General features: G+C 50.3%; 9 protein-coding genes. 2 read left to right on the top strand and 7 right to left on the bottom strand.

Features of this window, described 5'->3' with window-relative positions; all coding sequences use genetic code 11:
• Positions 1-49 precede the first annotated feature (49 nt).
• The 6 genes from NYE24_RS33245 to NYE24_RS33220 form a co-directional block, all read right to left on the bottom strand.
• Entirely contained in the window at positions 50-967 is a 918-nt protein-coding gene (locus tag NYE24_RS33245) for a carbohydrate ABC transporter permease (protein ID WP_036695206.1), read from the bottom strand.
• A 15-nt stretch (positions 968-982) separates the two neighbouring features.
• Positions 983-1,906 carry an ABC transporter permease subunit gene (locus NYE24_RS33240; protein ID WP_342479340.1) on the bottom strand — a complete coding sequence of 308 codons (924 nt, stop codon included), beginning with the start codon at positions 1,904-1,906 and terminating at the stop codon, positions 983-985.
• A 150-nt stretch (positions 1,907-2,056) separates the two neighbouring features.
• A complete protein-coding gene (locus tag NYE24_RS33235; RefSeq protein WP_036695208.1) occupies positions 2,057-3,736 on the bottom strand; it encodes an ABC transporter substrate-binding protein in 1,680 nt (559 codons plus the stop codon).
• Positions 3,737-3,836: 100 nt separating this feature from the next.
• Positions 3,837-5,591 carry a sensor histidine kinase gene (locus NYE24_RS33230; protein ID WP_036695209.1) on the bottom strand — a complete coding sequence of 585 codons (1,755 nt, stop codon included), beginning with the start codon at positions 5,589-5,591 and terminating at the stop codon, positions 3,837-3,839.
• A gap of 12 nt (positions 5,592-5,603) precedes the next feature.
• Positions 5,604-7,154 carry a response regulator gene (locus tag NYE24_RS33225; protein WP_342477688.1) on the bottom strand — a complete coding sequence of 517 codons (1,551 nt, stop codon included), beginning with the start codon at positions 7,152-7,154 and terminating at the stop codon, positions 5,604-5,606.
• A 120-nt stretch (positions 7,155-7,274) separates the two neighbouring features.
• Positions 7,275-8,624 carry a glucuronoxylanase gene (locus NYE24_RS33220; protein ID WP_342477687.1) on the bottom strand — a complete coding sequence of 450 codons (1,350 nt, stop codon included), beginning with the start codon at positions 8,622-8,624 and terminating at the stop codon, positions 7,275-7,277.
• Between the two features lie 249 nt (positions 8,625-8,873).
• Here NYE24_RS33220 and NYE24_RS33215 point away from each other — a divergent pair, with 249 nt between their 5' ends.
• Positions 8,874-9,731, top strand: coding sequence for an AraC family transcriptional regulator (locus NYE24_RS33215; protein ID WP_076157276.1), 858 nt, complete (start codon positions 8,874-8,876; stop codon positions 9,729-9,731).
• A 154-nt stretch (positions 9,732-9,885) separates the two neighbouring features.
• Entirely contained in the window at positions 9,886-10,386 is a 501-nt protein-coding gene (locus tag NYE24_RS33210) for a GNAT family N-acetyltransferase (RefSeq protein WP_342477686.1), read from the top strand.
• A gap of 240 nt (positions 10,387-10,626) precedes the next feature.
• On the opposite strand, the gene NYE24_RS33205 is transcribed toward NYE24_RS33210, so the two are convergent.
• Positions 10,627-12,603, bottom strand: a complete 1,977-nt coding sequence (locus NYE24_RS33205) for a hypothetical protein (protein WP_342477685.1) — start codon at positions 12,601-12,603, stop codon at positions 10,627-10,629.
• Between the last annotated feature and the right edge of the window lie 81 nt (positions 12,604-12,684).

Below are 12,684 nucleotides of genomic sequence, written 5' to 3'. Positions count from 1 at the left end.
TTCTCCATTGACGAGAGAATCGCTGCCATACGTATTGGATCCTTTGCAGTCAGCCCTTTACCCCGCCAACCGTCATCCCCTGCACGAAATATCTTTGCAGGAACGGATAGACCACCAGGATTGGAACACTGGCTATGATCGTCATCGTTGCCCGCAGCGAAGTAGGCGTTACCCTAACAGCATTCTCAGCAGATTGATAGGCGTCTACCGCCCCTGCCGTTGCAGAGGTGTTCGTGGTCTGCAGGATTTTCATTAATTCGTACTGCAGAGTACTTAATTTGACATTGGAGGAGTTGTACAGAAAGACGTCAAACCATGAATTCCATTGTCCCACCGCAACGAACAAGGATACGGTTGCCATTGCGGGAATGGTTAACGGCAGTACAACGCGGATAAAGGTAGTGAATTCTCCCGCACCGTCTATCCGGGCCGATTCCAGAATCCCTTCGGGAAGGCCTTCGATGAAGGAGCGGATAATGATCATGTTGAACACGCCGATCACCCCCGGAACAATATAGACCCAGAAGGAGTCTGTCATGCCCAGATTGCGGATTAGCAGATATCCTGGAATCAAGCCTCCGCTGAAATACATGGTAATTACGAAGAATAGGGTGACAAACTTGCGTAGCACAAACTCCTGGCGGCTGACGGTGAAGGCCAGCATTGCCGTGCAGAAGACCGATACTGCAGTCCCAATCACCGTACGCAGCAGTGATATTAAGGTCGCGTGATAAATCTCCGATTCTCCGAAGATATATTTATAGTTGTTAAAGGTCCACTCGCGCGGCCACAAATAAATACCGCCTCTCACGGCATCATTGGCATCATTGAAGGACACGGCAATCATATTAACAAAGGGATACATCGTGACAACCATCAGACAAATCATAAAGATTACATTGCAGATATCAAATACCCGGTCCCCCAGACTGGAGTTCCGTAAGCGGGACGCTTTACTTGTTTGCATGACATAAACCTCCTTTTAGAATAATCTGCTTTCTCCCATTCTCTTGGCAATATGATTGGCGGAGAAAAGGAAGATAAAGCTGACTACGGTTTTGAATATGCCTGCCGCGGTCCCTAAGGAAAAGCTGCCCATTCCCAAACCATACTTCAGAACGAAAATATCCAGGTTCTCCGAGTATTCCAAATTCATCCCGTTCCCCAGCAAATATTGCGGCTCAAATCCGGATTCAAGAATATTACCCAAGTTCATAATCAGCAGGATAATGATCACCGGCTTGAGTCCGGGAAGCGTAATATTGAGCATCCGCTGAAAGCGGCCCGCTCCGTCGATTTCAGCCGCCTCATATTGGGAAGGATCAATTGAAGTAATTGCCGCCAAATAGATAATCGTGTTCCAGCCTACGTCTTTCCATACCTGGGCTCCCGCGAGAATCCCCCAGAAATAATTTCCTTTCCCCATCCACAGCACCGGTTTGTCCAGAAGATGCAGCTTCATCAGCAGCAGATTAACGATTCCGTCCGGAGATAACACGGTCAGCACTATACTCGACGCCACAACCCATGAGATAAAGTGCGGCAAATAACTAACCGTCTGAACCACACGTTTAAATACAATATGTTTAAGCTCATTCAGTAAAAGGGCCAGTGTAATTGCGGTTATGAAGCCCAGTATCAGTTGAAGGGTGCTCATCACCAGCGTATTTCGCAGTACCCGGTAGAAGGTGCTATCTTCAAACAGAATCCGAAAATGCTTCAACCCCGCCCATTCCTGCTCGGAAAAGCTTCTGGCCGGTTTATAGTTCTGAAAAGCCATGGTCCAACCCCAAATGGGAAGGTATTTAAACACAAAAGCCCAGATTACGAATGGTATACACATAAATGCCAGCGTTCTCTGCTGGATAAGGCGGTTGAAGAATAATCTGGTTTTATTTAAGCCCACCCCATTGTTGTTGTGGGCTGGGGTTACAGAACTCACTGGTTTCTCCACTTAATCTTACTCCCTTCCGGCTCCTTGGTGTTTAAAGCCTAAGGTCGAAAGTGACAACTCACTTACGACCCCGGGCCTCTAACAACTTATATGATCTCTAGATCACCATTTACCTGCGACGCGGTCCTGTACCTTTTGTGTAATGAAACTCTCGTACGTCTTCTTGTCCAGCTTGTTTAACTGATTCATGTAGTCGTCCCAATTCTTGTTGAAGTTGGCCGGTGTGTCCAGAATCATCGAAGGCAGATGGTTCCGCTGGAGATCATCCGCTTTGGTGATGAACATCTGCTCAGGTGACCCCTGCTCAAGGGCGATGGACCACGCCGGGAACCATGAACGCTCATCCGGATTGCTGAACAGCCCACTGAAGGTCTTCACACCGTATGCAGCAAGGAGCTTCTTGTCACCCTCCGTGTAGCTGAAGGTTGCCACCTCCGGCTGACTGCCGGGACCATAGGCGTTGCCGTCCTGCAGAATGGAGCTGTTTCCGTAACGAGGCCAGCTGTAATTGAAGTAGTCGAACCCGAATTTCATACTCTTTTCAGGATCTTCGTGCATTTGCCGTTGTTCATCGTTGGCATACGTGAAGCGGCCGTTCTCATCAACTGCATAGCTTTGGTCTTTGATGCCCCACTGGACCAGAATCTGATTTTCTTCTTTCAGCAGGTTATCGAAGTACTTGATAATGCGGACCGGATCTTTGGCTTTGACGGTAATGCCTACCCCGTAATTGTTGACAAAGCCGGGAGGGTCAATATATTGATCCTTAGTTCCTTTATCGAACACGATTGGCAATGATACATACCGTTTATCATCATTGCCGGCTTTCTTCAGATTGTTGGTTGCATCCCCAACCTGCCAGGAGTAGCTGAAATAACCGAGTACGCGTCCGGAGGTCAGCTTCGCCAAATACTGGTCTTTGTTCATGGTGAAGGACTCCGGATCAACCAGGCCTTCGGCATTGGCCTCATTCAGCTTCCCGATCCACCGCTTCTGGTATTCAGAGCCCGCGACCAGCTTGGCTTCATGGGTCTTCATGTCTATGATGGAGCTGCCGTCATTTGGAGAGCCTGCCAAGTGCATAGCCGGATTCTGGAGGGTATAGAAGCTGCCCTGCTCACCCGCAAGGGTAGCGAAACCAATCGTATCCTTGCCGTCCACCTGAGGGTGCTTTTCCTTGTACTGCTTGATCAGGTCGAAATATTCATCCAGAGTGGTGATTTTTGGGTAATTGAATTCCTTCAATACTGAGCGCTGAAGATAGAATCCCGTCTGGAAATTAGGCTCGGACAGGTAGCCGATATTGGCACCATAAGGGAAGAAGTAAAGTTTACCGTCCTTCTGTCTGAATTTATCAAAATAAGGGCCATAGACACGCTTGATGTTGGGTCCATACTTCTCAATCAGATCATCCAGCGGAATGAAGGCTCCTGCTTCCATCAGCTTGGCCATTTGGCCACTGGAATCAATAATGTCAGGATAATCACCACTGGCAATCATAACTCCAGCCTTCGTATCGCCATCGCCTACCAGATATTCTATGTTCCAGTCCACGCCGGTTTGTGTCTGCAGCTCTTTCCCGATCGTAGTTTCACTGCCCAGGACCTGCTTCTTCGGCCCGCCAAAGCTGAAATACTTGTACGTAACCGCTGAGGTATCTTCTTTTCCTTGATCCTCCTTGCTGTTCGCCGCACTGTCAGACGAGTTTCCGTTACCACAACCTACCAAAGCCGCCGCCATAACGAGTGCCAAACTAGCGGTCATAATCTTGCTTTTTAACATTTCGACTAAATCCCCCTTACGATTCTTAAATTCCTTCAATAATGAAAGCTCTTTCAATATAACAAGTAACCGCTTTCTTGATTACCCAACAAACCATACCTCATACTTTGAAAAGCATACCCAATCCCGTTTCTGACGAGCCCTCTTCTTGTAAGGGAAGAATAATCTCAATCGATGTCCCCTCACCGCTGCGGGCATTCATTGTAAAAGCAAAGCCTGCGGGGTAACAAAGCTTCAGGCGGCAGTACGCATTCTTCATCCCGACACGCTCACCGATATCATCGCTATCCTCCAGATACCGAATCAGTTCCTCCAGCTTGTCCGGGGCCATGCCGATCCCGTTATCCTCGAAGCTGAAGATTAGCTTGTCCGCCTGCACGGTAACTGAGATTACGATAATCCCCTTATCCGGGCTTGATTCAATACCATGGATACTGGCATTCTCCACAAACGGCAGCAGAATCATCTTGGGAATTCGCTGTCCAAGCGCCGCCGGATCAGCAACGATGCTATAATCCAGCTTCTCGCCGAAGCGGTATTGCTGGATCGTAAGGAAGCTCTCAATCAGCTCCAGCTCCTCGCGGACGGTAACATCGTTATGGCTCCAGGAGAGGGATTTGCGGAACATTTGGGCCATATGCTGAATGATCCTCGCGGTCTCCTTCTCCCCCTTGATGATGCTGCGCATGCGGACCGATTCCAGCGAATTGAACAGAAAGTGGGGATTGATCTGGCTGTGCAGGGCATGAAGCTGGGCCTGCTGCTGCTTCAGCTCCAGATTTTTCTTCTGAATATCTGCAACATAGACCTCATTAATCAGACTGTGGATCGTTTCGGTCATCCGGTTGAATTCGGCGGTGAGCTGCCCGATCTCATCTCTGGCGTCTTCAGGGGGAATCGTCTGGAAGTTCTGGGCCTTCACCTTCTTCATATGTCTCAGAATCCGCACCAGCCGCACGTGAATGGACCTTGATATGACAGCTATGATAATCGTAGGCAATACAAAGTTGATGCAGGCCAGCCAGATGAGAAAAGCCCGCGACTCACGGACCTCCTTCAGCACGCTTTCCTCGTCCATCACGCCCTTCAGTGTCCAGCCCTCCAGATAATTAATGCCACTGTACGCTTCATCAAAGATAAGCGAGCTATCGGGAAAGCTGATCTCATGAAAGTAAATATCCTTCGTAAGATTGGCCGTCACATTCCCGAACTGCACTCTGCCCTGAGGGTCCACCAGATAGACCTTGCCGTCGAATCCGTTTCCAAAAAAGATCTGGTGTATCTGCTCCATATTCAGGTCGATCTTGACAAGCTGCTCGAAGCCGCCGGAATTGTAATTATTCAATCGCTGAACCAGGCTGAACTTCTGGTCCGCATAGACAAAGGTTGGATAGGAAGCAGAGGAGGCCAGGGACCGGGTATACCAGCCGGACTTTCGGATTTCGCCGGTTAACCGTTCCATATAGCCGGAGGCTAAGATGGTGGGATTATCCGTATACACCTGATACCAGCGGACCCCCTGCATATTCTGATCGGCCAGCGCGCCCCTCAGATAAGAATTGAAGGTGTCCACATATTCCTTTTGGCTGGCAAATTTGCGGGTAATGGTTTTGTTGAAGATGGCATCGGTATACAGCGAATACGAAAGGCCGACCCCCTGATCAATCGTCACACGCAGGTCGTTTTTCAGATTACTCAGCGCCATATCTGCATCACGGATTTTTTGATTTCGTATATTAGAAGTGGTCACATTATAGAACACGATATTCGTCAGCACGATAGGAAAAAAGACCGACAGCACATACATCAGCAGCAGCTTATCGCGCAGCTTCAAATAATTCAGGAACCTCTTCATAGGACCACCCCGCTATTCTTTGCCGATCAGCAGATTCCGATATTCCGACGGCGTTAGCTGCTCCAGCTTTTCAAATTGGGTCACGAAATAATCAGCATTCTGAAAACCGACCCTGCCTGCAATCTCGTACATTCTCAGATCGCTCTGCCGCAGCAGCTTCTTAGCTTCCTGCACTCTAAGCTCCAGGAGATATTCATTGAAATAGACGCCATAGGTCTTGCGAAATAGCCGTCCCAAATAAACGGCATTCATATAAAACATGGCCGCTATACTCTTAAGGCTGATATTCTCGTGGTAATGAGTGTCTATGTATTGCTTGATCGGCTTGATTCCCCCCAGGCTATTCTCTCTGCGGAGCCGCACCATATATTCCGCCGCTTCTTGTATGGCCTGCAGGAAATACTCCTGCAGCATGAGCAGGCTCCACTGCCCATGGCCCTGTTCTGCCAGCCCCTTAAGCCGGAGGATTTCCGCCTCGTTGCCGTCCATCGCTGTAATCACGCCAAGAATGCCCGTCATACACCGGGCGAGCGAGCCGGTCACGGCTTGCGGGGTGAAGCGCTGTTCCTGGAATAAGGTGAATATGTTGTTCACCGTCTGCTGATAGTCTGTCATGTTGCCCTCCTCCAGCTCCAGGATCAGCTTGTTTGCCAGTACCGGACTCATATCAAACACGTACAGTGCTTTCTCCCTAATCTGCGCATATGTAATGACTCCAGTATTCTCGGCATATTTGTGCCTGCCTGCTTCATTAGCCTCTGAATAAGAGCGGTGGACATGGGCCAGCATGTCCACCGGATCACCCGCATACAGGCTCAGCTCTGTATGTAGCCGTTCTATCAGAGTTGTGCGCAGCCGCTTCAGATGAAGCGCAAGTCCGCCGCCTTCGATCCGGTCCAGACAGAGCAGCATTCCGAACACCCCCGGCTGCTGCTCAAGGACGGGAATGCCGGCTCCTCCCGCTTCAATAGAATTCAGCACCTCCTGGAATTGCTTCAGGGTAGCCGGCCTCTCCTGCGGGTCCATATGAAGCTCGGTCACCGTGTAGAGAAATCCGTGTTTCCCCTCCAGCCCCAAGGCTGCTGCATAAGGTTCGGCTTCCTCCGGCTGGAGGTTCTCTTGCACCAGTGCTTCCATAATTGCACTTGTCGTTAAGTCATCATTGGTCAGCGCGGCAATCCGCTTCCGGCCCATGGCATACGACAGCTTCCGGAGCGCAGCAGTCATCTCCTCTTCGTCTATGGGCTTGAGGATGTAGTCGCGAACCCCATAGCGCATGGCCTGCTGCGCATAATTGAAATCGTTGAAGCCGCTGATTATGATGAATATCATAGGCAGTCCGGCCTGTGTATACACACTGCGGATCAGATCCAGCCCATCCAGAGTGGGCATACGGATATCCGTAATCACGAGGTCAGGCTCCAGTTGTTCAATCATCTCCAGCGCTTCAGCGCCATTATTGGCCTCTCCCACAACGCTGAATTTCAACGCTTCCCAAGGAATGATTTCCAGCAGCCCTTTACGAACATACACCTCATCGTCTACCAGCAACACTTTGAACATGATACCCCTCCTTATTTTCCAAAAAAATCCCGGCCCGTAAACGCACTATGCAAGCTGCGGTTTACAGGCCGGGATGCTGGGTCTATCTGCTGGTTAAGTCATAAATGCTGCGACTGTATTCTACTCGGCAAAAACTTCATCAGCCAAGGCAGGATCTACTTCAATGTCATAGATTGCATCCGTTACCGAGCTTTTGCTGCTTCCGAGTGTGGCTACGAAGGTAGTTACACTAAGCGCAGGCAGTTGGGCGGTGAAAGCGCCGTTCGACACATTAACGCTAGAGCCGGCAGCCACCTTCCGGTTGGCGTCGGTAATCCACGAAGCAAAGCTGGAGGCTGTGCCGTTCTGCAGGACGAACCGCTGGCTGACCGCCGAAGTACTTTTATTAATAGCGACAATAACTGCCTTGTTACTGCCCTTGTAAGCCGAGACATAGACATTGGTATTCGGATTCTTGGTCGCGTCCACTCTTACATAACCCGGGCGGACGAACTTGGAGAACTGGGCCATGCTGTCCCCGCGCTTGCTGATACTGCCGTCCTCATTCATCGGGCTGTATTGACGGCGGATATACCACCATACATAAGCCTGGAAATCCCCTTCCACCAGTGCATTGTGCATATGATAGGCTACTTCCAGTGCTTCCGGCCACAGGTTGGCCGAGTTGTTATTGCTGTTAGGGTAATAGACCTCGGTCATCCACAGCTCTTTGCCTGCACCCTTCTGCTTGAAGAGCGGATAGGCAAAGTTGTTCACCTGTGTTCCATACAAATGCGCCCCCAGAATGTCCATATTGGCCAGCGCCTGGGAATCATTCAGAATCGGGTCGGACATATTCTTCAGATATTGGAAGGACTCGGGAGCAATAACCCGGCAATTGATCGAACCGGCATAATTCTTCATAAAGTTCAGGACTTCGGCAGGTGTCCACCAGGTCCAGGTCTCGGCATAGTCCGGTTCATTCTGTATCGAGATCGCATACAGGTTAACCCCGTTATTCTTCATATAGGTCACGAAGTCATTCAGATGCTGGGCGTATGCGCCGTACTGGTTATATTTGAGACGCTTGGCTGAGGTATTCCCATTGTGGTTGAAGGTCTCCGTCATACTTGCAGGAGGATTCCAGGGGGAAGCGAAGACGATGGCTCCCTTGGCAACGGCCGCCTTGGCCGTATCCAGCTCCTTAGACCAGTTATTCTTGTTATCGTCCACAGAGATTCTCAGAATGGATAATCCCAGCTGGTTCGCTCCGTTACCGAAGGCGGTCTCCCGCTGCGCGGCCGTCAGATCGCCGATCCAGACCGGATGGTTGATGCCCCCGAATCCGCGGATCACCTGCTTCTGGGCGGACAGATTGACCGTCACATCGCTGGCTGCTGAAACTTTGGGCGGCGGCGGCACCACCAGCATTGACAACATAGTAACCGTTGCCAGCAAGGTACATAATGATTTTTTAAACGTTGATTTCATTGCTTCATCTCCTTTTTATATGATTTCCGCACAACATTTCTGCCGAATCCTGCCTCTGGTCGCACCTCCTGTCTAATCGAAGCGGCAGCTGTACCCTGTACAGGCTTGTCCTTTATCCTTGCAACACTTGCAAGCGCTTCCTATTCCTGTATTATATTAAATAGTTGATATATCGTCGTTGCATATCAGCGATACTATATTGCGCGGATACCAATACTCCTTATATATCCAATTAAAGGAATGGATGCCATGGAACAACTTGCCCAGTATGAGTTCACCCCGATCACCGAAGAAATGGTTTGCTTCCACAAATCAACCACCACAGAGCAGCTCAGCCCGGCTCAGCCTTACCACCGGCACGATGCCTACGAAATCTACCTGTTCCTGAGAGGCAATACCTATATGTATGTAGAACAGTCCTGCTACAAGCTCTCCCCCGGCGATCTGCTGCTGATCCGTCCCGGTGAGATGCACCGCTGTGTCTGTGCCGACAATCAGACCTATGAACGGATCGGGCTGAACCTGAGAAGATCCGCCCTGCGGCGGCTATCCAGCAGCCGTACGAACCTGCTGGCCTGCTTCAACGCCTTTCCCTCCGGGCTGAACACACTGATACGGCTCTCCCGCAACCAGTGCGCCTTCTATTCCAGACTGGCGGACCAATTGATCCGTAGCCTTCACTCCGAGGAGTACGGACAGGATCTGCTGGCCGATTCCTATGCCACCCGGCTGCTTGTGTTCATCAACACTCTGCAGCAGTCTTCTGCCGCCCTGCCGCATAATCTCATGCCGGAGCTGGTCCGCCAGACGATGGCTTACATTGAGGAACATCTGCTCGAACCGATCTACTCCGCTCAGCTGGAGCAGGAATTTCATTACAGCGGCAAATATATAAGCCAGCTGTTCAAAGAGCACACGGGACTTACCGTCCGCTCCTATATTGTGGGCAAGCGCGTCTCTCTGGCCATGAGCCACCTTACCTCCGGCAAGAGCGTCGCGGCCGCCTGCGAGCTGTCCGGCTTCAGCGACTACGCCAACTTCATCCGCAGCTTCACCAAGGTGGCCGGCATGTCCCCGGGCAGATACCGGGCCAGTATGCTGTCCTGAGTGCCCGGGCATTCTTTTGAAAAAGGTAACGTTAATTATAGCTGTCTTTTCACCTTACGTTCGACGTAATGTGTGATACTGTATCGTTAGGGCAGCATAGGTCTCCATCAAACAGAGGGCACTGAAAAGAAAATAATATATGGGGGATAATAAGATGAAGGCGACAATTCAGCAAATAACAGATACAAACAAAGAACAATTTGAAAACTTATTTAATTATTATCTCTATGAGCTTTCTGCTTACTCACAGGAGGATATTGGAGCAGAAGGTACATTCGAAATGGAAGATATCTCGCCATATTATAGGGACGAACGGTTATATCCTTACTTCATCACGTTTAAAGAAAAAATCGTTGGCTTTATTCTGGTTACCTCCCCTCCTTTTGTTGCAAAGGAAGTGGACTATTCAGTGCAGGAGCTATTTGTATTGCCCAAATACAGAGGCACGAATATAGCCAAAGATGCTGTCATGCAAATCTTCAAACTGTATTCGGGCCGGTACGAGGTAGGGATGTTCAAATCGAATGTAAAAGCTGTTAAGTTCTGGACTAAGTTGATATCAGCACTTGAAATTCCGGTATTCGTAGAAGATGCTTTCACTGAAATTCAAGGAAATGCAGTGCAGACGGCTGGTATGAAATTTACGATAGCTTAATTGGAACTGTCTTAGAAGCCATGAAACGGCTGCTTGGGATAGCTCTTTATGCTAGAGGGGATTCAGCGTGAGCACTTGGGAGAGGGGGACGCTCCGCACCAGAACGTTGTTCCCCTCGATGATATTACCTGCGCATCAGAAAAATGTATGCTGTTTTTCGTTCCCACAATAAAAGGGGCTGTCACTTTTGGGACAGCCCCTTATTTTTGGACAAAATATCAACCTTGAGAATTAACAGCGCTACTCGCTGTCCGCCTCCCAGTAATCGCCAACCAGACCTTCAATAATACTGCTGCTGGCCCAGGGCATCAGGCAGAACCAGGTGCTTGCCGGAGAACCGTCACTGTAAGTCTCTGTTACCAGTCCCTCGGAATGACAAAAGCGCTCGGACATCCAACCCGTCAAGCCGTGACCGAACTCCCGGTCATATCTGTTGTAGGTCTGACAGCCCCAGCCCACGGTATCCAGCAGCCGATGTTTCACATACGGATCTTCACGCTGCTTCACATAATAATACAGCTCATCTACCACGCTGCTCGACATGGGATGAATATGCGGATTGGCGACTGAGGTCACACTCCCTCCGGAGCTGGACCAGCCCAATGTACTGAGCGGCGGCACCTTAACCGGTGAATTATAGGCGAATTTGAAGGTGAACTCATAAGCAAGGGCATCTCTCATATGATCAAGATACAGCTCATCCCCGGTGAGGGCATGCAGATACCGGACCGCCCTGATATACGCCAGAATCCCTTCAGAGTCTACCGCTTTATCCGCATCAAGCGGTGCTCCATAACACTCCAGCCGTCTCACATAGGTCTCATAATAATGCCGCTCACTGCGCTTCAGGCTGTCCAGATGCGACCGGTTTCCGGTAAGACAGCTATAGTAGGCTATGGCAGCCATGATCCAGGTTCCGCTGAAGGAATCGTATTCAAGCCCGGCGCCGGTTCTCTCGGAGAGAATCGTAGGGTATTCATCATCCGAATTCCGGCTTCTCTCCAGTACAGGGAGAATCTTACGCACGAAGTCCACCCAGTCCTCGTGGATGACATGGTTGAGCCGTTTCTCGTATTCATAGGCCTTCATAATATAGAATAAGGCCTGTCCGCACAGATAGGCGGAATGTCCCGGCGTACGCATCCCGTCAAACCACCAGCCGTGAATGCTCCATTTCCCGTCCTGATAGGCCTCGTAAGGGAGACCGGAAGCCGGGTTCAGGGAGTTCCTGATGATATTCTCAATGCAGGAGAGCGCCTGTCTGCGCATAGGCTCATCTCCCAGCCGCAACGCAGCCATCAGCATAGGAGTGGCTACAGTCAGTCCGTTTGTCCAGCTGGTGGAAATGATTTTGTTGTACCGGTACCCGCCTGTCTCCTTGTCCTCATAGACAAAAGTGGTATAGCTCCGGTCCTCAGGCAGCCACGCATATTGATAGATTGCCTTCGACAGGTCGGCCGCTGAGGTCCGCCTATCACTGCCGGATCTTGGTGGCTGATGATAGCGGCAATAGATCTCTTCCAGCGCAGCATGGATGCCCAGCTCTGACTCGGCCGTGTAATCATACAGATCCAATGTGAACGCTACAGATTCCGAAGCTGCCAGTTCGAAGCAGTTCTCCTCCAGCGGTGCCCGTTCCTTAACGAGACGCGATTTGATGAACAAAAGCGGAGCATTCTCATACCCCAGCGTATACCCGACCGTTCCCTTGGCAAGCGAGCAGGTGAAGCCGCCGTACTGGAAGAACTCTTCCTCTAGCCGTGGCTTCCACTGGATCTTCTCATCCGCCCTGTATATAAAATAAGGGCTGGCGCATAATCCGTACACTTTGCCGGTGTCATATACAAGCGCTGCCGGGTGTGACAGCCGGTCGCTGCGCACCATCCACCAGGAAGATGAAGGACGCGCGGGTTGGCCCTCCCTTAATCTCGGGAATTCGTTCGGAACATTCTGCGGAGCTTCCCCCCGGTTGCGGCCATACATAAACGCAGGAAGAAAAAAGCGCGGATCCGCCTTGGCGAACGGCAGTTCCACGTGAATGACGCCTAACCAGGGCGTGCTGTTCAGATTCGTGAGCTGTACATGAGCCTGAAAGGGATGCTGTGCACTGCCTGTCCCGCCTGTTATCTCTACAGAGGCATGTAGTCCATGCCCGTTTAATCCGGTATATTCAGAATCTTCCTGAGTCTTGCTTCTTGCCGTTATAATCAGTTCCACTATCCTGTCCTCCAGTCTGTTGTAATACGATAAAAGGGTTGCAAATCATATTCCTGCATGCTAGGATAATGTCATTTTAAA

Source organism: Paenibacillus sp. FSL H7-0350 (assembly GCF_038593195.1).
GTDB lineage: Bacteria > Bacillota > Bacilli > Paenibacillales > Paenibacillaceae > Paenibacillus_AQ.
Note: the sequence above shows the minus strand (reverse complement) of the source record. Positions and strands in the feature narration are given on the sequence as shown.